At 34.1% G+C, this 24,700-nt stretch carries 20 protein-coding genes and 3 pseudogenes; 21 read left to right on the top strand and 2 right to left on the bottom strand.

The features are described 5' to 3' along the window. The first annotated feature begins 224 nt into the window (after nt 1-224). The 18 genes and pseudogenes from ACU1LP_RS09885 (at nt 225) to ACU1LP_RS09970 (ending at nt 16,429) form a co-directional block, all read left to right on the top strand. Nucleotides 225-599, top strand: coding sequence for a hypothetical protein (locus ACU1LP_RS09885; protein WP_445736182.1), 375 nt, complete (start codon nt 225-227; stop codon nt 597-599). Between the two features lie 1,074 nt (nt 600-1,673). Further along, the gene (locus ACU1LP_RS09890; RefSeq protein WP_445736183.1) at nt 1,674-2,126 is read left to right on the top strand and encodes a T9SS type A sorting domain-containing protein; all 453 of its coding nucleotides are present in this window, start codon (nt 1,674-1,676) and stop codon (nt 2,124-2,126) included. 5 nt (nt 2,127-2,131) lie between these two features. Beyond that, nucleotides 2,132-5,305, top strand: a complete 3,174-nt coding sequence (locus tag ACU1LP_RS09895) for an FG-GAP-like repeat-containing protein (RefSeq protein ID WP_445736184.1) — start codon at nt 2,132-2,134, stop codon at nt 5,303-5,305. A gap of 98 nt (nt 5,306-5,403) precedes the next feature. Further along, the gene (locus ACU1LP_RS09900) at nt 5,404-8,688 is read left to right on the top strand and encodes an RHS repeat domain-containing protein (RefSeq protein WP_445734283.1); all 3,285 of its coding nucleotides are present in this window, start codon (nt 5,404-5,406) and stop codon (nt 8,686-8,688) included. Between the two features lie 649 nt (nt 8,689-9,337). Further along, nucleotides 9,338-9,545: pseudogene (locus ACU1LP_RS09905) on the top strand (RHS repeat-associated core domain-containing protein); the annotation flags it as partial. 810 nt (nt 9,546-10,355) lie between these two features. Beyond that, entirely contained in the window at nt 10,356-10,715 is a 360-nt protein-coding gene (locus ACU1LP_RS09910; RefSeq protein WP_445734284.1) for a hypothetical protein, read from the top strand. A gap of 37 nt (nt 10,716-10,752) precedes the next feature. Continuing rightward, nucleotides 10,753-11,196 carry a hypothetical protein gene (locus tag ACU1LP_RS09915; RefSeq protein WP_445734285.1) on the top strand — a complete coding sequence of 148 codons (444 nt, stop codon included), beginning with the start codon at nt 10,753-10,755 and terminating at the stop codon, nt 11,194-11,196. 143 nt (nt 11,197-11,339) lie between these two features. After that, nucleotides 11,340-11,576, top strand: a pseudogene (locus ACU1LP_RS09920) (RHS repeat-associated core domain-containing protein); the annotation flags it as partial. Between the two features lie 787 nt (nt 11,577-12,363). Then, on the top strand, nt 12,364-12,870 hold the full coding sequence (locus ACU1LP_RS09925; RefSeq protein ID WP_445734768.1) for a hypothetical protein: 507 nt from the start codon (nt 12,364-12,366) through the stop codon (nt 12,868-12,870). A 60-nt stretch (nt 12,871-12,930) separates the two neighbouring features. After that, complete coding sequence (locus ACU1LP_RS09930) at nt 12,931-13,092, top strand: hypothetical protein (RefSeq protein WP_445734767.1); 162 nt, start codon at nt 12,931-12,933, stop codon at nt 13,090-13,092. Between the two features lie 102 nt (nt 13,093-13,194). Further along, the gene (locus ACU1LP_RS09935; RefSeq protein WP_445734766.1) at nt 13,195-13,437 is read left to right on the top strand and encodes a hypothetical protein; all 243 of its coding nucleotides are present in this window, start codon (nt 13,195-13,197) and stop codon (nt 13,435-13,437) included. Between the two features lie 14 nt (nt 13,438-13,451). Then, nucleotides 13,452-13,652 (top strand): hypothetical protein, encoded by a 201-nt coding sequence (locus tag ACU1LP_RS09940; RefSeq protein ID WP_445734765.1) that lies wholly within the window; start codon nt 13,452-13,454, stop codon nt 13,650-13,652. Between the two features lie 99 nt (nt 13,653-13,751). Next, a complete protein-coding gene (locus ACU1LP_RS09945; RefSeq protein WP_445734764.1) occupies nt 13,752-14,258 on the top strand; it encodes a TNT domain-containing protein in 507 nt (168 codons plus the stop codon). Between the two features lie 2 nt (nt 14,259-14,260). After that, complete coding sequence (locus ACU1LP_RS09950; RefSeq protein WP_445734763.1) at nt 14,261-14,569, top strand: hypothetical protein; 309 nt, start codon at nt 14,261-14,263, stop codon at nt 14,567-14,569. Nucleotides 14,570-14,587: 18 nt separating this feature from the next. Continuing rightward, nucleotides 14,588-14,785: pseudogene (locus ACU1LP_RS09955) on the top strand (TNT domain-containing protein); the annotation flags it as partial. A gap of 4 nt (nt 14,786-14,789) precedes the next feature. Next, nucleotides 14,790-15,047 (top strand): hypothetical protein, encoded by a 258-nt coding sequence (locus ACU1LP_RS09960; protein ID WP_445734762.1) that lies wholly within the window; start codon nt 14,790-14,792, stop codon nt 15,045-15,047. A 238-nt stretch (nt 15,048-15,285) separates the two neighbouring features. Next, entirely contained in the window at nt 15,286-15,756 is a 471-nt protein-coding gene (locus ACU1LP_RS09965) for a hypothetical protein (RefSeq protein ID WP_445735078.1), read from the top strand. 196 nt (nt 15,757-15,952) lie between these two features. Then, nucleotides 15,953-16,429, top strand: a complete 477-nt coding sequence (locus ACU1LP_RS09970; protein ID WP_445735079.1) for a hypothetical protein — start codon at nt 15,953-15,955, stop codon at nt 16,427-16,429. A gap of 400 nt (nt 16,430-16,829) precedes the next feature. On the opposite strand, the gene dgt is transcribed toward ACU1LP_RS09970, so the two are convergent. Beyond that, complete coding sequence (gene dgt / locus ACU1LP_RS09975) at nt 16,830-18,170, bottom strand: dGTP triphosphohydrolase (RefSeq protein ID WP_445736185.1); 1,341 nt, start codon at nt 18,168-18,170, stop codon at nt 16,830-16,832. Between the two features lie 625 nt (nt 18,171-18,795). Between dgt and ACU1LP_RS09980 the strand changes: the two genes are divergently transcribed. From ACU1LP_RS09980 to ACU1LP_RS09990, 3 genes are all read left to right on the top strand, one after another. Continuing rightward, nucleotides 18,796-19,182, top strand: coding sequence for a carboxypeptidase-like regulatory domain-containing protein (locus ACU1LP_RS09980; RefSeq protein WP_445736186.1), 387 nt, complete (start codon nt 18,796-18,798; stop codon nt 19,180-19,182). 497 nt (nt 19,183-19,679) lie between these two features. Next, nucleotides 19,680-22,490 (top strand): TonB-dependent receptor domain-containing protein, encoded by a 2,811-nt coding sequence (locus ACU1LP_RS09985; protein ID WP_445736187.1) that lies wholly within the window; start codon nt 19,680-19,682, stop codon nt 22,488-22,490. A gap of 46 nt (nt 22,491-22,536) precedes the next feature. Then, complete coding sequence (locus tag ACU1LP_RS09990) at nt 22,537-23,760, top strand: multidrug transporter (RefSeq protein WP_445736188.1); 1,224 nt, start codon at nt 22,537-22,539, stop codon at nt 23,758-23,760. A gap of 69 nt (nt 23,761-23,829) precedes the next feature. Here the strand turns inward: ACU1LP_RS09990 and ACU1LP_RS09995 are convergent, their stop codons facing one another. Beyond that, nucleotides 23,830-24,180: a toxin-antitoxin system YwqK family antitoxin gene (locus ACU1LP_RS09995; protein ID WP_445736189.1), complete on the bottom strand. Its 351-nt coding sequence runs from the start codon at nt 24,178-24,180 to the stop codon at nt 23,830-23,832. Nucleotides 24,181-24,700: the final 520 nt, after the last annotated feature.

Consider the following 24,700-nt stretch of genomic DNA (forward strand, 5'->3'; position numbering starts at 1 on the left):
ATCCACTATATGCTCTGCAATGCGCACCATATCATGCGCTTCAAGACCAGAAACGAGTTCTCGGACAGGGAGGCGGACAGAGCCTTTGACCGATGCGAACGGTTCTTTGAAGAAGCCAAAACCTTGGGTGACGAACAACTGGAAAATCTCAAACAGGTCCATTGCCAACTTATTGGGCCAAAACAAACCTCAAAAGCAACAAGCCCATGAAAAACAAGAAAAACATGAAAAACAAGAAAGACAGACTAAAGGCATTGGAAGAAATCATCAATGAACTATCGAGCAGGAAAGGTTTGTTAAGACCAGAAGGGTACGCAAGTAACAATGTGCCCGTGCAAAAGTTTGAGTTCCCCATAGGCAACAATGAAGAGCTTCTGTTCAACGTTTCCTGTTTGATGAAGGTCTGCGCACTTGCCTTGGACGGAGAGGCCTCCCACAGCTCAGCCACTATCTCCAATTCAGGTACAAAAGAAAATATTGTTGTAGCGTTGGAGTTCATCATAAACCTACTGCCAAGACAGCAAATGGTCTGTTTGGATGAAATATCTGGAATCCTTTCTAACTTAGAGAGCAAGAATTCTAAACTTAAAATCCCATAGAAATGAAACTTAAAGAACTCAAAATCTTCACTGGGAAAATACTTTTGGGCTTTCATCCCCATAAATACCAAAATGACATGCAAACATGAAAAAAGGATTGCTGATGAAAAGAAAAACAAACGTTTTTAAAGGGATGGATTTTGGGCTGACTTTTTAAAAGCGGTTTTTTCTATCAGTTCCAAATTGAGCGCGGAGAATCCATCGCTTTAAAAATGCACCAAGCTCGCCCAAAGCGAGCGCGGTAGTTTAAGAACTTTTTTTGATTGAAATCTTCAACAAACAAATGGCAACAAACACTGCCAAGTTTTAGGATTTCCGTGATTTTTTACTAACAATCCCTAGGTTTTACGGGGGCTACGAAGCTTTTTTACTAAAAATCATGGAAAAACTAATTCCCATAAACAATTAAGTTTTTGAAATACACACAGTTGTAAATAAGTAACATCGCGCAGCGTGTTACCCTCTTGCTATTCAACCCTTTTGTTGTGATCGCAGATAAGCAGAAAGTTAAAATAATATTAAAAACTAATTTTACTCATCTTTGGGCAGCAATTTCTTCGCCATTTGTTTGTTGAAGAGTTTTATTAAAAGGCTTCACACTGACCAAGTTTTTTATACTGACCACACTTTTTCGCCAATAAAATTAATTTATTTCATACCGATAAAAGTAAGTGGTGAGTTCAATTAAAGTAAATTTTTGGTTAAACTTTATGTTTTTTTTTAAATTTTATGAAATTACGGTTTTTCCGTAATTTTATGTTGATTTTCTTTTATACATTTGTGATATAATAGCACAAATTAAGACTTCAAATCTAATAAATAAAAGTGCTGTTAAAATTCTCTTTTTGCGTTAAATTCAGTTTTTTTTAAGTCATAAGTTAGTACTTATATCACAAATCCAAAATATCGGTAAGTGTATAATAACTACCTACTAACGAGCCACATAAAGAACTTTGTTCCTAAAGGCTATGGGTAAATAGCATTAAGTTAAAAATTTCTTAAATTAATTTTAAACAAAATTAATTTTGTAAACTAAATATAATTATATTTGTTAAATTTTTTTACATAATAGATATGAAAAAGCTTATAATTTGGGTAATACTCGGGTCTTCCATTTTGGTTAAGGCCCAAGACAGGATTAAATTTGAATATGATTCGGCGGGCAATCAAATACAGCGCCAATTATGTATCAATTGTAGCAGTTCTAAATCTGCAAATAAAGATATTAAGGAAATTGTAGCATTGGAGGAAGCCGATATGGAAAAATTTGCTAGCGAAGACACATTTAGCTATTATCCAAATCCTGTAAAAGAGGAGCTCTATCTACAGTGGACCAACATCGAAGGCAATAAGATTACCGCCGTACATGTTTTTGATTTGAGTGGGCGTCTATTAAAGTCAATTTCCAATTTAAAAAACCAAAACAATCAAAATATTGCTTTTCAAAGTTATCCTAGCGGCGTTTACGAGGTCGTTCTGGTGTATGAGAATCAAAATAAAAAAACGATTAAAATTATTAAAAAATAGTTACCATGAAACAATTTTACTTCTGCCTTCTTCTTTTATGCTCTTCGTTTTTTTTAAATGCACAGGAAATGGGAGGCACTCCTGTTGAGGGTCTGATCCCTATTAAAAAAATAGGAAGCACCAATGGTACGCCCATCAAAAACACCTTGGAAACAAGTAGTCCCACCAACATGCGCTCTAATTTATCAACAACGCCAACAGGAAATTCTCCCGAGGTAGGCATAACCGAAGGTCAACTATCGGTCTCATTAACAGGAGCAGCTTCCTACACCATACCTATTATGGCGCCACCGGGAATAAATGGTGTTGTGCCACAAGTTGGTTTGACCTATAACAGTCAAGGAAGTAATGGAATGGCTGGATATGGCTGGAATATTACAGGTGTGTCCTCTATAAGTAGGATACCTTCCACCGCATTTCATGATAACAATATAGACGGTGTGGATTTTGATAATTTAGATCGATTTGCATTGGATGGACAACGGTTAATCATTAAAAATGGGTCAACCTATGGTTCCAATGGTGCTACTTATGAAACAGAAAATTATTCGACAGTAAAGATCACCTCTTATGGTGTTCATCCATCTGGATCTAATTATGGTCCTTCGTATTTTGTGGCAGAATATCCTGACGGATCAAAGGCCTTTTATGGTTATAATACAGATTCAAGAAGTATCCTTGAATATGCTATTTCCTATTGGGAAAACCCTCAAGGAGTAAGGATAAGTTATAACTATAATAATACGAACAATAGCTTAAGTATTTCCACAATATCTTATGGATCCACCTATGGTTTAAGTCCAATAAACAGAATACAGTTTAATTATGTTGTAAATCCCAGACCAGAGCAAATATATGTAGGTGGACAAAGTATTATACAAGATAAAATATTGGATAACATTGTTGTTTCAGCATATTATTTGGGATTAAGAAGTTATTGGTTAAGCTATAATACCAATTCCTTGGGATATAAACGTTTAAGTAGTATTACGGAAAAATCGGGCGATGGCACGAAAAGTTTCAACCCTACCGTGTTTAGTTATGATAGTACCTCAGAATCTATCTCTTATGCCGACTTCACTACTAGTTTAAGTATAGGGAACATCAATTCCTTAAATGCAGGGACTGTTTCGGGAGATTTTGAGGGTAACGAAAATATGGAGTTTATAATTTACCCTACTACCGGTACAAATAGCAAAAAAAAGTATTGGTTATTTACAGATACAGGTACAGGAAATAGCACCAATTTTGGTTATGTGCACAATGTAGGCCAATTTGAAACTATTTTTCCTGTATCTTGGTTAACATGGAACAATAAATTATGGGATAAGCAGGGATGGGCAGTTGCAAAAAAAACAAATACCAATTACACTTTTACAGTATATAGTGCTGGGACGGTTACTCCTATATATTATCAGTACGATCGAGTGGTTAATTTTCCTATACAACCATCTGGAAGTAGCTGTTACGCCAATCAAATTATTCCTAAAAAGATACTCTCAGGCGATTTTAATGGTGATGGGCTTACAGATGTGATTGCTATTGATAATGGATGTAGTTCAAAAAAAGTTTATTTTGTTGATTTAAAAAGAGATAACACCACCAATTTTTTAACATATTCTGGTGACCTGTTGGCCATTTTAACTTCAACCTCCAAAGTAGAAGTTGCCGATGTAAATGGCGATGGCAAGTCCGATTTTATGGTTTTTGAAAATGGAAAAGTGACTTCCTATACTTTAAGCAATACCAATCAATTGATTTTAGTGGGAAATTTTACAGATACATATATTTCTGTGGCTACTACTAAAACCATTTTACTTGGAGATTATAATGGTGATGGTAAAACGGATTTTATGATACCCAATGGATATGGATCTACGGAGTGGTATAAATACCTGTCTACAGGAACTAGTTTTTATAGGTCCACCATGAATACGGGTATTACTTTTTTACAAAATACGTCCACAATAACACATAATTATTTTGCTTCTGATTATGATAAAGATGGAAAATCAAATTTAATCAGAACAGAAACTACCCGAAATTCAGCCAATACTTTAGGTAGTATAATGGTTAAATGTTACCGAAATGTAAATGGATTGTTTTATCCTAACGAATCAGTATTCAATACGAGCCCTTATCTATCCGATATTTATCTTAATTCACTCCCTATTTACTTGCCTACGGGTAAAGGTATCCAAAGTAAAGATAAACCCTACAATCCAACCTTAGAAATCGCCTTTTTAAGCAATAATAAAATTTTCTACTTTAATTCCAATAAGGATAATTCCAAAGACCAATTATTACGTGCTATTACCACAGGCAATGGTGTAACAGAATCCATCACGTACAAACCCTTGAATTCCGACATTGATTATGATGATGATTTCAATGGTCCCATTTATAGTAGTTCTTATTCCGAGAGTTATCCCAATACAGATATCAAAACGGCATCGAGCTTGAATGTTGTTTCTAAGCTGGAAAAGCAAAGTGCTACAGATTATTCAAAACAAATGTATTCTTACTTTGGTGCGGTTTCCAATGTTGAAGGACTGGGTTTTTTAGGTTTTAAAGCTACTGCCCGTACCAATTGGTTCGATGATAATAAACCCATAATAACCACGGTATCTAAATATGATACTAACCTACGGGGAGCCAATACAGAAAGTTACACCGTATTGGGCGAATATTATGCCAGCGATTATGCAGCTCCAAATAATTTTATTAGTAAAACAGTAAATAATTATTCAAGCGTACTATTTCTTACTAAGGTTTTTAGGCTAAACTTAAATTCTACTCAAGAATTCAATGGTTTAAACAATACCAGTACGGAGACCTCAGGGATTTTATATGATGGTTATAATAATCCAACACAATCAACAACGGTTATAAAAGAAGGTGCGACCGTCCAGCAAACAACTGTAGGTAACATCACTTATGCACCCGCAACGAGTTCGCCTTATGTAGTAGGTCGGCCCATAAACAAACAGCAAAGTGTTGCCATTTCTGGGGATACTATGACCACTGAAGAGCAATACAGTTATAATACTGGGGGCTTATTAACTCAAATAAAGAAAAAAGGGCATAACACCAGCTTTCTTACCGAAGACAATCAATATGATATGTTTGGTAATATTACAAAAAAACAATTTCGGCGTTTAACGTACCACCAAGGGTAACCAATTATCAATATGATACTTCTGGTCGATTTTTAACTAAAAGTACCGATATTGAAGGTCTTGCAACCAATTTTTCATACAATACCAGTAACGGTTTATTGCTTTCCGAAACCAATCCGTATGGGTTAACAACCAATTATACTTATGATGCTTGGTTTAAAAAAACCAATACCACCGATTATTTAGGTAAAAGCACCCAAACTTCCTATACTCGCAATGGCGTCAATACAACCGTTACCTCCACAGGCGATGATGGGGGTGCTACGATAACAGAATTTGATGATTTGGGTCGAAGAATAAATATTGGTGTTAAAGACTTAAATGGAAACTATTCGTATGTATCTTACCTTTATGATATTTACAACAGAAATTACAAAGTAAGTGAACCATATAGCAGTACTCCCAGCCAATGGAACGAAACCCATTATGACAACTATGGTCGAACTGTTCAAAATAATGCCTTTACGGGCAAAACGACCAACATTACCTATGCTGGATTAACCACTACCGTAAATGATGGCACATTGACCAAAACTATTACAAATAATGCCATAGGCAATATGGTTAGTATGACCGATAGCCCTGGTGGCACTATTAATTATACGTATTTTGCCAATGGTAATCTTAAAACCTCCAATTATGATGGCATGGTTACAACAATTGAACAGGACGGTTGGGGTAGAAAAATTAAATTAACCGATCCATCAGCAGGAATTTATACCTATACTTACAATGAAATTGGTCAGCCTCAAACTGAAACAACCCCTAACGGCACTACCACTTATTCCCTTAGCTATTATGGTAAAATATACAGTAAAAAAATTGTTGGTACAAATACCAACAGCCAAACTAACTATGTATATGATGGCACTACTAAATTGCTAAACTCCAGCACTTTTATAGATGTTCTGGAAAATAATGCAGTTACTACCACAACCTACACGTATGATTCGAGTAAAAGATTAATGGGGAGTATTGAAACCACGCCCTATGCCACCTTTACCAAACAGTTTACTTATGATGGGTTTGGAAGACTGGACACCGAAACTTCCATAGCCAGTGCCGTTGGTAAAACAAGTTCGAAAACAATAAAGCATACGTACAAAAACGGTTATGCTTGGCAAATGATCGATACTGGCACCCAACAGGTGCTATGGCAAGCAAATACCATAAATGCCAGAGGGCAATTAACAAGTGCCAATTATGGAAATGGTTTGGCTTTAAACCAAAACTATGACCAATTTGGGTATATAGAACGTTCAAGGGTTTCTGTTTCTACTACTAATATAGATTTGCTTAATCTCTACACAACGTTTGAACCTTTAAAGGGTAATTTAACCTCCAGAACAAATACTTTGTTCAATTGGACAGAAAATTTCCAGTATGATACTTTGGACAGGTTGAGCCATTATACAAATGCACAGGGCAATCAAGTAGAACAACTTTACGAGAACGATGGGCGTATTAAGGAAAACGCGCTTGGGCAGTATAATTATAACAATAGTGCTAAAAAATATCAGAATACTTCCATAGACCCAAATCCAGCTTCAAAAACCTACTATGAAAATAGAGCCGGATTATTTAATGATAGTATGGAACAACAATCTGGCTGGATAGTTTATAATCCTACGTTGGTCAGTTATGATACAAATACAGCAAAGACAGGAACCACTTCCTTAAAAATGAACAATACGACAAGTGGTGAAATATATGTACATGCCGAAAATTGGATAAAAATAGATAATGCCGTTCCTACCGAATATACGTATTCTGCATGGGTAAAAAGCGATGGAAGCAATCCAGCTGCCGAGATTGTCTTGTTTATGAAAACCGAGAATGAAACAGGTTATTTTACAAATGTTGACAGTAAAATAGTCGCTACCTCCGCTAACTGGGTAAAAATTGAAAAAACCTTTTTAGTGCCTGCCAACATTAAAAAACTGAACATCCGTTTGGATAACAATGGTGCAGGTGTTATATGGTTTGATGATGTACGCATCCGTAAAACAAGCGATGCCATCCCACTAGAAAGAGCCTTGAACATTACCTATAAAACGTGGAAAAGTCCTTATGAAATTACGGAGACGGGCGTAGATAAAATAAGTTTTACTTACAACGACTCAGGTAATAGAAGCAGTATGTTTTATGGTGGCTTGCAAACCGATAAAACGCAAAGGCAATACCGTAAACACTATTCTGCTGATGGCACTATGGAAATTAAGCACAATACATTAACAGGTGAAGTAGAGTTTGTTACTTATATAGGGGGAGATGGTTACAGTGCGCCCGTTGTGTTAAAAAGTGATGGCACTACACAAGAATACCTATATTTGCACAGAGATTATTTAAGTAGTATTGTAGCCATAACCAACCAAGCAGGGCAAGTAGTAGAAAAACGCTTGTTTGATGCGTGGGGAGAGGTCATTAAGGTGGTAGATGGTCAAGGTACTATTTTATCAGGTTTTGCGGTTCTGGATAGAGGTTACACAGGGCACGAGCATTTACAGAGCGTAGCGATCATACACATGAACGGGCGTTTGTACGATGCCAAATTGCACCGCTTCCTGCAACCCGATAATTATGTGCAAGACCCTACCAATACGCAGAATTTTAATAGGTATGGATACGTTCTTAACAATCCGCTTAAGTATACGGATTTTAGTGGGGAATTAAAGATAAAGTTAACTTGGAGTGATGTCTTTGCAGCAGCATCAATTGTGGCAGGTACAGCTTTAGTAATTTTTGGTGGACCAGCTGGTGTAGCCTTAGGATCGAAATTAATTTATGCTGGAGCCTCACATTTCCTTTTTACTACGGTGTCAGTATTAACTCAAGGTAAGTCTTGGTTAGAGGCATCAAATTATATAGGTTTTCAATCACCAACAGTAACTTTCGACACAGATTGGGGTTATGGTAAGGACAAACAAAACGGAGTTTATAAAGACAGACCTGTAGTGGAGCCTAAGAGTGATGTTAATGGAGGAGGACAATCAAGTAGTTGTCATAATTGTAATGCAAAACCATATACTTGGCAACGTTTTAATTCTGACATGGATAATTTGTCTTATTATACTAATTTTTATGGAGCAGGAATAAGTATGGGTACAATTCTTGTAAAATCTCCTAATCCTTATTTAAAAACTTCTGGAGTTGTTTTAGGAGGCTCATCAGTTGCTACTGGATATTTATCAAATACTTCTTTGAGTTTGATGGCTGCAGACTCTTTCTTTTTTGGTATAGGATTTACAGGTTATGGGACAGCACCATCAATAGCTTGGGGTCTTTTAAGGTCTATTCCTGAGACAGAAAGACCTAGATATTCAATTAGAGCTAGAGTGAGACAAGAAGACTTAGAAAGAATTAGAAATCAAAGTAAGCAGTAGTAATCATGATGAGTTTAAAATCAATAATTTATAAATATTACATAATATTTTCCTTTTACTACAGAATTAATAGAAAATATTATAAGACAGGTCACCTAAATTGGACTACCGCAAATTGTATAATAATTTTTAGTGGTTTTTTTGTAACTCTAATTTTTACATTAATATACATATTTAATCTTTCGTTGTCCTCAGATTTACTTATGAGTATCGCCTTGTCAATTTTGGGATTAGTATCCGTATTTGTTTTTAATTTCAATTTTTTTAAAAAAGATTTAATTGAATCTTTAAAACAAGAAGAGGAATACATAATAACTTTAGCAATGAAAATAGTTCATTTTTTATCGATTGCTTTGTCATTTTTTCTTACCAAACTATTGTATTTGTTGTGTACAGGTCAAAATATTATTTGGTAATAGCCCCCCGCTAGCGCTCGTTCAATGTCATTTAGTTAAGGAAATTAGGCAATCTCTAATAAAATAAAATAAAATATCAAGTAAAAAGATGCTGAAACAAGTTCAGCATAACAATATACTGGAAAATTTGTCATCCCGAACTTGTTTCGGGATCTAAAAAAGAACCTTAACTTAATGACATTGAGCGCCCCCGTTAGCGCTCGTTTGTAACGAGTGCCGTTAAAGGTTTTGCGGTTCTGGATAGAGTTTACACAGGGCACGAGCATTTACAGAGCGTAGCGCTCATACACATGAACGGGCGTTTGTACGATGCCAAACTGCACCGCTTTTTGCAACCCGATAATTATGTGCAGGACCCAAGTAATACGCAGAATTTTAATAGGTATGGATACGTTCTTAACAATCCGTTGAAGTATACCGATTTTAGTGGGGAGAAATTCACTTGGAGTGATTTACTTGGAGGGCTTTCAATTGTAGCTGGTACAGCCTTGGTTATTTTTGGTGGTCCAGCAGGTGTTGCCCTTGGAACAAAATTAATTGCCGCAGGGGTTACACATTTTGGTGTTGCTACAGCTAGATATCTTAATAATGGTGGCTCTTGGGCTGATGCCTCAAACTATGCGGGTTTTAGCTCTCCTGAAATTAATTTTGATCCTGGATGGGGTGATAGTAAATATAAACAAAATGGTGTTGCTTATGATGAGCCTGTTGTGAAGCCTAAGAGTGATGATATTTGGGGTGATGTTTGGAATAGTGATACCCGTAGAGAGATAACAGGGGATATGATTCAATTCTCTGTAAGCTGGGATGCTTTGATATTTGTGGGAATAGGAAGTAATATTGAGTTTAATTGGCTTTTGACAGGTGATGATGCTTCTTTTTTTCCGTATATAGGTGCTTCTGCTCAAGTTTCGGGTTCTGATGGACTAAATGTGTCTCCATTAAATTTTGGTTTTGGCAAAGCATTTCATTCAGGACCTGTAAAAAGTGTACATGCAAGTTCATTACCTGGGTGGAGTTATGGAGGCTCTGTTGGAGGTAAAATAATAGTAGGAGCAGATTTTGGATACAATTATTCTCCTGATAAAACATATGGCAACTATGGATGGCATCAATTTGATGTTTCTATTGGTGCAGGTTTAGAGTTAAGCCCTATGACAGGAGCTAATGTAAAATTTTATGGGGAATACAATTTTTTCCAGTTGCATACGGGCACTGGTAGGCTTTATGACTAATTTTAAATTAAAAAAAATGTCTAGAAATCAAATATTATTGAGAATAATACCCTTAGTAGTTATACTTTTTTTATTTATTTATAATTCAAAAAGAAGTTTTTACAATAATGGTGTGCGTTTTTATGAAAATGAAATAAATTCTATTATTATTAAAATTGAAAGAACCCGAGGCACTAAAGTCTATTACGGAAAAGAAGATTACTTTTATTTAGAGGACTATAAAGGCGTTCCGTTAAGAAATAATGATTCAATTAAAAAGTTAGGTCAACAAATTAGGGTTTATAGAAAAAGTGCTGATGGTTCCGACTATAAATTCATTGGTACGGGATTACCAGTAAAACCCAAAAAAAATTATTTTACTTATTTTTTTTCATAACATAAAAGGTTATATTTTTAAAATTTAAATAACTAATATGAAAAATTTATCATATCTATTAATAGCAATATTATTTCTTCTTTTAGGTTGTCATTTTAGTACTAAATATGAAAATAGAGATTCAGACAGACAAGATGCCGAAAGAATAACATCTGAACTTTTTGGTCATTTGCAGCATTTAAATTTTGAAAAAGCTTCAAACTTATTTGGAGAAGAGTTTTTTAAAGTCACATCTAAGGAAGAATTGATAAAAATATTTAAAATAACAGACTTAAAACTCGGTAAATTTAAAAATGGAAATTTATATAAATGGGATACTTTAGTATCTGAGGGTTCTATTAATAATGGAAATTATAGTCTTTATTATAACGTAGAATTTGAAAACGGAACTGCTGATTTAAAAATCAGTCTTTTAAAAAATAAGAATAATAGTTTAAAAATAATAGGCTATACATTAAAGTCAAATGCATTTTTAGAATAATAGATGTTTAATTAAACCATTAGTGTAGGTTATATGAGAGCCCCGCTAGCGCTCGTTTGTAACGAGTGCCGTAACTGTTGAACACTTTAGGAAAGCACTCGTTACAAACGAGAGCCAACATGGGGAGAGAGGTCATTAAAGTGGTAGATGGTCAAGGTACTATTTTATCAGGTTTTGCGGTACTGGATAGAGGTTACACAGGACACGAGCATTTACAGAGCGTAGCGCTTATACACATGAACGGGCGTTTGTATGATGCCAAACTGCACCGCTTCTTACAACCGGACAATTATGTTCAGGACCCTACGAATACGCAGAATTTTAATAGGTATGGGTATGTGCTGAACAATCCTTTAAAGTATACGGATTTTAGTGGGGAGACCTATAATGGAGATGGCTTAACATCAGGTGAACAGACGGGTATAGGAGCTGCAATAGCTACTGTTTTGAGCAGTATTAATTGGAAAGGGATTAGGTTTAATGATATTGATGACTGGACAACAAAACACATATTTAGATCAATACAAAGTGTAGGAGATTGGATTGGAGGGTGGTTTAAAAAGCGAAGTTCGGGTGACAAACCAATTGGGACTAATTTTTATAATTTTTTTAATAATTCTATGCAGCAAGGTACTGTTTTTACTACTAACGTATTTGGTATAGCAATAACAAATAGTGCTACTTTTGGTATAGTACAACCTAACAGAGCCTTTGAAGGCACAGATTTTGAACTAGCAGAAAGACTTGGAAGGTTTACAGGCGATATGTTAAGTTTTGGGGGAGGCGTTAGCTTAGACGTTGGCGCAGCTGGTTTAGAATTAGTTACAGTTGGTGGTGGTACAGTACCAGCAGTTGCTGTTGCATCATACGGTACATCATTAGGTGTTGGTTCTGCTTATGCGGGAGCTAAAGAGTTTGGTGGGATTGTTGATTATTTTGCAAGATCTAGTAGTTATGCCGCTAAAAGTGTAAATCAGTTAAACAAGGCGGTCCAAACAGGCAGAGTACCGAAAGGAATTAAACGTTTTGATAAGGGCAGGGGTACAAAGAATTTGCCCCAAGATGAAGTACATTTTGATAATGGCTCTTCTTTGTATCGAGATGGTACATGGAGGCATGATAAAGGACATAAATTAACGATTGACCAAATTAAATTTTTAATAGAAAATGGCTGGAATATACCTTGATAATAATTTAATAAAGAAAAGTATTCAAAGTTGGTCGAATACTATTATTCCTCATATTGGAAATTGGGAAGGAAATAATTTGCATATTGATGAGATTGATAGCTTAGAAAAAATAGAAAGATCGGAATGGATAGATGTTTCGTTTATGATTCTTAATATTTTAGTGAATAAATTTATGCCAATTAACTCGCTAATTTTATTTCTACATATTGATCTAAAATATTCCTTGAAGAAAATGTCTTTAGATAAGATGGCACTCAACTGGTTGAATGAAAATGTGAGTGAATACACTCCTCCAAGTTTACATTTTACATCTTTAGATTATTATAAAGAATTTTATGAGAAAGAATTGGTTGTATTTAAACCTGATGATAAAATTTTAGAACTCTTTCATTCTAGACCGAATTTGGAATTTTTTTATAGAACATATTTTGATGAAGAGGAAGAAATGTATTCAAGGGAGATATATGTTTTTGTAAAGAAATAAAACATAATAAGCCGATGGTAATCAAATATGGCCATTCGGACCTAAAAATAAAAATAAACGATGAAAGAGGTAAAGCACCCATACCAAGAATACGAACAGTCCGATTTATGGAAGTTAATTGATACGGCTATTGATGATTTAATAAAAAATCAAGACATAGAGTTGACAACAAGGAAAGAATATGTGACTGGATATTTGTGCAAAATAATAAAAGGAGCTTAGAGGTTAGTGATTAACTACATTTTACCCCGCTAGCTCCCCCGATCGTACTAATATTGCTACTGCTATTATTTACTAGTGCCGGTAATAATATAACCTTATCCGATGCACAATGTTGGGAGACTTTGCGCAGCGGATATTTCATTTGGAAAAGAAAATGGATTTAAATATTATAAACCGAGATGCACTAATCCTGTAAATTGGATGAAAAATCAATCACAATGGATATATAGACAAATAAAAGACCCAACTGTAAGAATTATAGATATTGGCGCAAAATCAATTGAAGCTACGAGTAAGTATTATTTAAAGGAATTAGAAATGCTAAAAAAAAATATTGGATATTAAAAATACACAAAATTATGAGTAATAATGGTTTAGATAGTTGTATCCTAAAATTATTAAAAACAAATAGTAGAGGGGTTTCGATAGAAGTTATTATAGATTATTTAGATTACATAAATAAAGTTAGGTATTCAGAAGATGATATAATAAAGATTTTAAATGAACTGATTAAAAAGAATAAAGTTTTAAAAACGAAAAATTTATTTCTTTTAAAATAATTTTTCAGTAGTTATTTACCCCCCGCTAGCGCTCGTTTGTAACGAGTGCCGTAACTGTTGAGCACTTTAGGTAAGCACTCGTTGCAAACGAGCGCCAACATGGGAGCAGTAGGTGGTGGTTATTCTGGACTTCAAGCAGCTAAAGCCAGCGGTTCAGGTATTTGGTTTGGCACAGAAGCTAAGCCTTCTGCAACCGTTATTGCAGGAAACGTAAATAAAGCTATTGAAAAAGCTCAAGTTGATTATGATAAATCTACTCAGGTACAAGCTGAACCAACTACGCAGACTAATACAGTTGCAAAATATTATCCTGAAAATGATGGAGCTGTTAGTGGAACTTTAGAAACTAAATATCTTTATGAAGGAGATATGTTTGATAGAATTGGTACTTTAACGGAAAGGTCTAATTATGTTTCGCCTATAGATACTCCAAAATCTTTAAGGTTTTTACCTTCTAATAATGATGGAGTTTATAGTGCATATCAAGTATTGAAACCTTTTCCAGTTTTAAGTTCACAAATCGCACCATTTGGTGGCATCCAATATCAAACTCCATTGCCTTTAACAACGTTGATTAGTAAAGGAATAATCATAAGAACAAAATAATTATGAAAATAGCTGAATTAAATTTGAAACTGCAAAAACTAGGTATTCCAAAAAGTATCTATAATTTAAGAGGTGATATATCCAATCCAGGTACGGTATTATATAAAAACTATAACAAGTGGGAGGTTATACATGTAGGAGACAAAGGAGAGCAAAAAATTGTTAAAGAATTTAATAAAGAAGAAGATGCTTGTAAGTTTATATTGGATGGATTTGTGAAATATAGTAAAATTTCGAATCCTAATTTTAAACCTGAAAGCTCAAAAACAGATAGAAATGATGACGATTTACCAGATGTAATATTTTTGTGATTTTTAGTATCATCAGCAGGAACTCCTTTTGAAATGAGGTCTCTTCCAGCATCATCTGATTTAAGTATAAAAATTAACTTTGAAGTTATTAAACCTTTTCCGGTAATGAAATCTTATATTACACCTGCACATTATTTTCCTGGAGGAGGTATCCAATATAAACTTCCTGTCAGTCCGTTCTATTTAGAGTCACATGGATATATTAAATTTCGCTAATACTATGGATATTAAATCATTTAAAGAAAAAATTATTAAAAATAAAATACCTGACAGTTGGTATTCCATAAACAATGGAGTTAAGTTTAATGCTTGCATTTTAATAGAACATAGCTCTTATTGGGAATCTTTTTATTTTGATGAAAAAGGAGAAAGTCATAATCTTCGATTATTTAGTAATGAAGTAGAAGCTTTGGATTATTTATGGACAGAAATAGAGAATATGATTAAATTATACCATTGGGATCCTCATTCCCATTAGTTACCAGTACAATGTCGGTAAATTATCATGTAATTGTCATCTCAACTCATAGGATTCATCATTTATCGGAATGACAAAGCAAGAAACTAATCGCTTAGCTTAATTATATTAATCGCTCGTAACAAACTAGCACCAATTGGGTAAAATGGAAATTATTAGGACGATAGATTACCATTAGTAAAAATTATTGGGCCGCATCATAAATAATGCCTACACATTAATACAAAAAATATAAAATATGAAACATACATTTCAACTCCAAGATTTTCCAAACTCCAATTTTGAAATTGAAACATCAATTTTGACAGGAAAATCTAAATTACTAAAGGATAATGTACAAGTTGAACAATCCAAGGAAAAAGGGAAACCATTTCTTATACCTAATGAAACGGGTGAACTTATCAAAGCATTTCCTAAACAATCATTTCCGGATACGGTTCCAACATTAGAAATTAATGGTGTCAAAAATCATATAGTTTTAAAGCTCAAATGGTTTCAATATGTTTTAGGTGGACTTCCAATTTTATTATTATTTATAGGAGGAGCAATTGGTGGTGCAATTGGCGCCCTTGGTTCGGTTGCAAATTTTAACATTTTTAGACAAGAAGGTTCTGAACCTTTGAAATATCTGAAGGTTGCTGGAGTTATATTGGCAACTTATACACTTTACTTTGTATTGGCAACAATCATTTCGACATTAGTAAAGTAGAAATAATTGGATAATTAAAAACAAACAATAAGTTAACACCATATAACTGGAATTAAGGCGATTTGACTATGCCAGAATCCATGCTGAATTCTAAGGTTAGTATTAAAAAAGAAGAATAGGTGCATATTTAACCCGTACCTGACGATTATAGGAGAGACGTTATAAATAATTTTGACCCAAATAAACTTTTTAGAGAATGAAAAAAACAGCTTTGACCCTAACTTTAGCTTTTGCAACTATAACTTTATGTATAGCCCAACAAATCGAAATAAAAAAAGTGTTTGGTGGATATAAATATTCCCAGGATGGAGAAAATTTGAGAATGGGTAAATTGGTTAAAATAATGAAATCAAATCCACAAGCATTTGAACTAATTAAAAAAGCACAATCTAATAATACTATCGCTTATATTATTGGTCTTACAGGTGGAGGCCTAATTGGTTGGCAAACTGGAACTAACTCAGCAGGTGGCAATGCGAATTGGACTTTGGCGGGAGTAGGAGCTGGTCTTATTGCAGTAGGAATTCCAATTTCGTTGGGTGTTGATAAAAAAAAGAAACAAGCTGTAGAGTTATATAATTCGTCTCTGAATTCCACAACATATAATGAATTTAAGCCAGAATTTAAAATTATAACGAACGGAAAAGGAATTGGACTAACAATGACCTTTTAAAAAATAACTTATAAGAAAGTGCTAAGCTAAAAATATTGTTTTTACTTCAGTTTTGCTGATATAAAAAACATTAATTTGAATAATATTTTTTAAGTTTAATTGTATATTTATAAACTCAAAAGACAAATAAATTTTGCCTTTAAATAGTTCTTTTTGATTTTAGTGTACCATTAGGTGAGTCATACTAAATTAAAAGTGTTTAAAATAATGAATATCAGGTGTTTGTGAATTTTTAAAAAATCCTGCCACACGCAACGGCTCATACACATAAACGTTAAACGAAAAAACTCAATTTCGTGTTTCAAACTCCGCGTTAGCGATTGCAGTGGAAAGCCCGGAGTGAGGCACGAACGAGGACTTGCAACGGAAAGCGCGACCCATAGGGTAACGCCCAAACCATTTAAAAACCCATTCCTTTTATCTTTTTATACTCCAATATCGCTTTGCTATCGGAAAGCAATGACACGTAATAACATACATTTGATAAACGGTTGTACAAGCTGGAATCATCCACCTTAATGGTATTTGGCAAGGCTTTTAAAATGAGCTTGTCGTAATTTGAGGCGGTGTTGTTAAAACAGTTGTTTACCGCATTGGTGTAGGTGCTTAACAAAGTGTTGATAACGCCATAGCCTACAATTTCCTTATCGACAACTTCGGGAGATTGATAGATGTTTTCAACGCTTATTTTTATGATGTCGTTTATTTGGGCTTCGTATTTGCTTTTATCCAACAGGGCGCAGTCAAAATGGCCATTTAAAATAGCATCTTCGTTTTTCATGAAAATCTCTACCGCTTCGTCTATAAGCGTACCAAAGGCAAGGGCCCTTAAATAACTTACGCGGTCTTCTTTTGTTGAAAGTGCGTAATAATTTTTGGTCTTTATTTTATCCCGCACCAAATTGATTAAATATTCGAGGGCAAACTCCTCTTGGATAAGCCCAAGGTTGATACCATCCTCAAAATCGATGATGGTATAGCAAATATCGTCGGCAGCTTCCACTAAAAACGCCAAGGGATGTCGTGAAAAACTGATATCTTTTTCACTTCGTTTCAATAATCCCAACTCGTTAGCCACATCTGCAAATGCTTCTTTTTCGGATTGAAAGAAACCATATTTTTTATCGGCAATATGAGTAGTTGGCTTTTTTGGGAGTGATTCTTTGGGGTATTTTGTAAAAGCGCCAAGGGTGGCGTAGCTTAATCGCAATCCGCCATCGCGCCCAGCCCTACTTTCGGTTAAAATTTTAAAGCCGTTGGCGTTTCCTTCAAAATCGCATAAATCTTGATATTCTTTTTCTGTGAGTTGATTTTTATAGGGACTGCCTTTTCCGGTTTTAAAAAATTCGCCAATGGCTTTTTCACCCGAATGTCCGAATGGTGGGTTTCCAATATCGTGCGCCAAAGCCGCAGCGGCAACAATAGCACCAAAATCGTTGGGCAGATATCCATGCACGCTTTGTAAATGCGGATATTTTTCCAATAATTTTTTCCCAACCAAGCGTCCTAAAGAACGCCCCACCACGCTCACTTCCAAGCTGTGTGTTAAGCGGGTGTGTACAAAATCGGTTTCCGATAAGGGTATTACCTGGGTTTTATCTTGCAGACTTCTAAATTCTGACGAGAAAATAACACGATCGTAATCGACTTCAAAGCCCAAACGGGTTTCGTCTTGTTCTTTTCGTATGCGTTTGTTGGTATCGCCTAAGCGTTTTAAGGATAGTAGTTGTTCCCAGTTCATATTGTTTTTTTAAGCACAGGCAAGATAATAAAGAATTTCTTTAAACTTAACATATTCTTTTAAACCTGAGCTGCACATAAAAAACAATGATATACGTCTTTGCGAGGCAACAGATAAAAAAAATTATCAAACGGTATTGATGACAATTAAATTGAATTTGAAACAGAAAATTTGAAGACATGGATTGTCCCCTAGAGGGGACTTTAGGGGTATTTTTAAAATTTGAGTGATATTTAAATATTTGAAAGTCAAATATATAAAATACTTGTCAATGGTAGGCGGTACGTCCCGATAACTATCGGGAGAAGCAATCTGTTTATTGATAAGCAGATTGCCACATTTTACTTAAAAAAAAAGTAAAATTCGCAATGACAGTGTTTTTATGTGGAACTGAGGTTTTAGATTGAATATAAAATCTTTATTTAAATTCCCGCTTTGCGAAAATGACAATTTTAATGGAAACCTCGTTAAAAAGCGAGAAGTGTTTTTCAACTTAATTCAATCAAAATAAAATTGAAAATCCGGTAACATTCCCGTAACATTTTAATGACTGTTGTTTAATATTTAGGTAACATTACAGTAGTGCGAAAGTTATTTATTTGCAATAGAAAATGACATCATACAAATGAAATACGCATTTACTTTATTCATACTTGCTTTTACCTCTTTAGGTTTTTCACAAAACACCGGAATGGTTGTTGGAAAAATAATGGACAACGAACTACAAAACAGGCCGTTGGTGTTTTCAGATGTAGCCATTAAAGGAACTTCTATAAAAAGCAATACGGATGTAACGGGTTTGTTTGTTATTGAAAATTTAAAGGATGGCGATTATACGTTGGTTTACAGTTTTGTTGGTTATGAAACGCAGGAATTGAACGTGAAAGTTGTTTCTGGACAACCCACCGAAGTTAAATTAGGCTTGAGCGCCACTACTGTTTCGTTGCTTGAACTTGCCTCTATTACCAGTGTTGCCCAAAAAGATGATAAAACGGCTTCTGTATTAAACTAATATGCACGAGGAAATTATCCATTTCCTTTAAAGAGCATCCAACCATTTTCAGATTTAAACGCTTTCATTTTTCAAATTTCATTTGATAAAAAAATAGTTTCATGTTTTTGTAATATGAATCGCTTTAAAATTGATACCTATCAGGTTTTGAAAACATAAGTGTTAGGAAGTTGAAAATTTATGATAAACCGTTCCCCTCCTTGGAGGGGCTAGGGGTGGGTTTTATATTTTTTCATTTTTTTATCTCATTTACAAAATGGTTATATTAATTTACCCACCCCTAACCCCTCCCAAGAGGGGAGTTAAATGATGTTTGGTTTTTTTAAACTGAAATTTCTTCTATAAAACCCAATGTTAAATTAATGTTTACAAATCCAAAATATCATGGTTTTTAGATAACATTTAGGTAACCCTTTAATTACTGTTCCTTAATCTCTTCATAACATCCTATTTACACAATGTGACTTTCTTTGCAACAAGAAAATTGAATTGAATAAATGAAAAATATTATACTATTATTTATGCTTTTTACCGCTTCATTCTCTCTGGCACAGAATACAGGTTCAATTATAGGAAAGCTAACAGATAAAGAATATAATAATGAACCTTTAGCATTTGCTAACGTTTTAGTAAAAGGAACCACTAAAGGCACCACCTCTGATATTGATGGTTTATACAGTCTTGAAAACATTCAAGCAGGAAATTACATACTTCAATTTAGTTTTGTTGGTTATGAAACTCAAGAAATTCCAGTAAAAGTAGTTGCTGGAAAAGTTACTGAAGTCAATGTGCCAATGGGTGCCAGTGCTGCTTCTTTAGATGAGATTGTAATTACAACAACTACAAGAAGAGAAAGTGAAACGGCTCTATTATTGGAGCAAAAGAGAGCGGTTGAGATGAAACAAAGTATTGGTGCAGAAGAATTATCTAGAAAAGGTGTTGGTGATGCTGCAGGTGCGGTTGCTAAAATTTCAGGCGTATCAAAACAAGAAGGTTCTAATAACGTTTATGTACGTGGTTTGGGTGATAGATACTTAAATACTACCATGAATGGACTGTCTTTACCATCAAACAATATCAATAATAAGAATATCGATTTGAATCTGTTTTCATCTGATGTTATTGAAAATATATCTGTAAGCAAAGCGTATTCTGCTAGGTTTTATGGTGATTTTTCTGCTGGAAATATAGATATAACATCAAAAGATTATACAGGCAATGGTTTTTTGGATATCGCTTTAAGTTCTGGAGCCAATACAAGAGCCGTTGGTAAAGATTTTTTAAGAAATGAAGGAACGGGTTACTTAGGTGATTACGCTAGGTATAATCATCATCCATTTGCTGTGATACTTTCCCATAGTCCAGATCCTGTTGAAGGGGAAACACCTATAAATATAGGCGTAAGTCTTTCAGGCGGAAAATCTTTTACATTTAAGGATGATTCGCGTTTAAGTTTGTTTTTAACAGCTTCTTTTGATAACAGTTTTGAGTATAGAGATGGTATTGTTACAGATTATACTGCAAATTTAAATAAGTTATTCCCAGATTCTGAGGTTTATAACTATGCCACAACATCAACAGCCATGGCCAGTGCCATATATAAAATAAATAATGAAAATAAATTAAAGTATTCTTCTTTATTCATAAATAGTTCTAATGACCAAGTTGGATTTTATGGTGTAGATGGTAAAGGTATCTTATTTAATTTCTCAGACCAACCTAGTGGTTATTTTCAAAGTAACTACCAATTTAACCAAGACATTGTATTAGTTAACCAATTAACCGGAGAGCATAGTTCTGGTAAACTTAAATTAGATTGGGGAATAGGCCATAACAGAGTATTTGCGCACGAGCCAGATAGAAAACGTTTTTCTTATTTAAATTATGATAATTTATTGGATAATGACCCATCTACGAATCCAACATTTGCCCAAAACAATGTTTTTAATAATCAGCGTTATTTTCAAAATATTGAAGATGAAGAATTAAATAGCAGATTGTCTTTGGCTTATAAAGCTTCAGAAAGTTTTAAAGTTATAGTAGGCCATGATGGTAAAAGCAGACAAAGATTGTTTGATAACTCCAGATATGGTTATAAAAACATAGATACTAATCTATATACTATTACAGATGTTCGTAATTTAAATGATTTATTCAATTTGGAAGGTTTTGAAAATGGGCTATATGAAACACATGTTTTTAATGCTATTAGTCCTGAAAACGGTATAACGCAAACCAATTTTCCTGGCAAACTAGAAAACACTTATAAAGGTATGCTTGATATCTATGCAGGTTATGTGTCCCTAGAAATAAATGCAGGCAAAAAATGGTTGTTTATTCCTGGTGTTAGGTTAGAAAACTATAACCAACGTATTGAATATAATGCCATCAACTTACGTCCAGACGATCCAGGGTTTGCAGCCACAAAAGAAACATTTGTACTACCTAGTTTTAATGTAAAATACAGTTTAAACGAAAATCAAAATTTACGTTTCGCTGTTAGTAAAACTATATCATTCCCCGAATTTAAAGAAATTGCACCTTTTGTGTACGAAGGAATAAGCTATAGAATTGGTGGAAATCAAGATTTATTGGGAACAAATACTGGTGTAAATTTAACAAATAAATCATATTCTGACATCTATAATTTAGATTTGAAATACGAGTGGTTTCTATCTAAAGGAGAAATACTTTCCATGGGTGCTTTTGCAAAACAAATAAACGACCCTATCAATTTAGTATTAGCCGCTGATGCTACTGGAACGCAACGTTATTTTAGAACAGGCGAAAAAGCTGAAATATTAGGTGTTGAATTAGAGGTTAGAAAAGACTTATTGGTAGATGAAAATAAAGACACCTTACTTGCTGCTGGTTTAAATTTCACTTACATGCACACAGAGCAAGATCTTTACAGTACTATTGAAGGGTCTTATGGCACCTCTTTTAACAGAGCGACTGACCAATTAGAAGGGGCATCACCTTTTATAATTAATGCAGATTTAAGTTTTAAACCAATAATTAGCGAAAAATTTAGTCCTGCTGCCAACTTAGTTTTTAATTATTCCTCAGATAGAATTTTCTCTTTAGGATCTGGCGATGTAGGCAATATTGTTGAAAAAGCAGTCCCAAAACTAGATTTTGTATTAAAAAATAAAATAGGAAAAAACTCAGAAGTAAACCTAAGTGCTAAAAACTTACTAAACCCTAGTATTGAAACTATTAGAGAAGATACCCCAATTGGTAATGTTACCTTATCTAGTTACAAAAGAGGGATCACTTTAGGGCTACAATTCAAACACACATTTTAATTCAAATTACATAAACAAAAGAAACTTAAATTTAAAAACCATGAGAATGAAAAATAATTTTTTAACAAGTTTGCTAGCAGTTGCGATATTAATGGCATCGTGTGCAACAGATGATACAGCAGATATCATTATTAATGTAACCAATAATAATGGGACTTCAACATCAACGGGAGCTACTGTAAGGTTATCAGGAACTTATACTACAAGTTTAACTTTAGATATCAATAATACTTATATTTTGGCTGGTTCTTTAGTTATGGCTTCTGGTACAACATTGACCATACCAGCAGGTATGACAATAAAAGCAGATGCCTCTGGATCGGATGTTTATATAGCCATCGCTCAAGGAGCTAAAATAGTTGCTATTGGTACAGCTACAAGCCCAATAATATTTACATCAGGCGCGTCATCTCCAAAAGCAGGAGATTGGGGTGGTTTAATTCTTTTAGGAAAAGCACCAACAAATGCTGTTACTGGTACTGCAACCGCTACGTCTGAAATAGGTGGTTTGCCTTACGGCGGAAACATTTCTAACGACGATTCAGGTTCTCTAAAATATGTGAGAATTGAGTATTCTGGAGCTTCAGCAGATGCGGCATCTGAAAACAATGGATTGTCACTTTACGGTGTTGGTAGTGGTACATCCATAGAATATATACAAGTAGTTGGTGGTAAAGATGATGGTGTTGAGTTTTTTGGCGGTACTGTAAACGCTAGTTATTTATCTGTAATAAATGCAGAAGATGATTCTATTGATTGGACCGAGGGGTATTCAGGTACATTAACAAATGTTTATATAAAGCACATCCAAAACCCAACAGTCACTTTTTGTTCTGATAAAGCTTTTGAATGTGATGGTTTTAATCCCTCATTTGGAAACAATTCTTCACCAATTTATTATTCCAATCCTAAAGTTAATAATGTCACTATAATCGGTGCAAGTACAGGTTCTGGTACTTTATTTCAAGATGGTGCCGTAATTACTGCTGGTACTTATGAGGCTGTTCGATTAAGGGTAGGCACACAAGGTACATTTACCAACATTAAAATGACAGGATTTGGTGAAGGTTTTGATTTAGATAATGACATCACTGGAGATGGCGTTATTGCTGATAAATTACAAGTAAATGGTATTCTATTTACCGATGTAACAACAAAAATGAAAAATGATACCGGTAAAATGTTTACCATTGCAGATTTTATTACAGCTGATGGCACTGCAACCGGTACTGATTATGCCACTTGGGGAGCAGGATGGACAGTACAATAAAAACAAAATATTTCACAAACAAAAAAGCATCCCAATTGGGATGCTTTTTTAGTTTAAGGCTATTTTAGTTTAAAAATCTTGCTCACTTTTAGTGTCCGTTTCTTTTAAACCAGCTATAGCATTGTTGCTATAATCTACTTCTTTTATGGTTTCATTGGTATAATAAAACCATTTGCCGACTTTCTTACCATTATCATAATTTCCAGAAACTGTTTTTTTGCCTGCTGTATCAAAACTTAACCATTCACCTTGCAATTTACCATCTGTAGTGTAAGTTCCTGTTTGACTTACAGCCCCATTGTCATGATAATAAACTACTTCAATTAAATTAGTATCGGTATTAAGTTTTAAATCTCTCTTTTGTTGTGCAAAAGAAACCACAGTAATTAAAAAGGCAAAAAACAAAATAAATTTCTTCATAATTATGGGGGTTTTAACATTATATATCAAAGATAGTAATTTGATAACCTTAAAACAACACTAAGGTAACATTAAATTAACATTGAAGCATCAAGTATTTGTAATACAGCAACATACCAATGTTAAATTTAACATTGAAATTTAAGTGCATGACAAAAATGAAAATGAAAAGTTCAAAACATTAAAAATAAGCCACTTAATAATTCCTCCCCTTTTTCCAAGGGGATAGCTTGTACCGTGTTTTCGGTATGCCGAATGGCGGAAGGGGTCAATGATATTGCTTTTTAAATTATAGGAGATATTTTTGTCATGTACTGAACATTGAAATATTAATGATTCCTTAATCTTTAGGTTACAATTTAATTAATTTAAACCTTGATATTTGTGTTTGTCTTAAGGCATAAAATTAGTATTTCATATAATCTATTAGTTTTTGTCGACTACATTATTGTGATTTCTAATGAGACTGCCGTGGCCACGGCAGTCTTTTTTGCTATAATATTTAACAATTAGGAAACAT

The organism is Mariniflexile sp., from assembly GCF_052728615.1.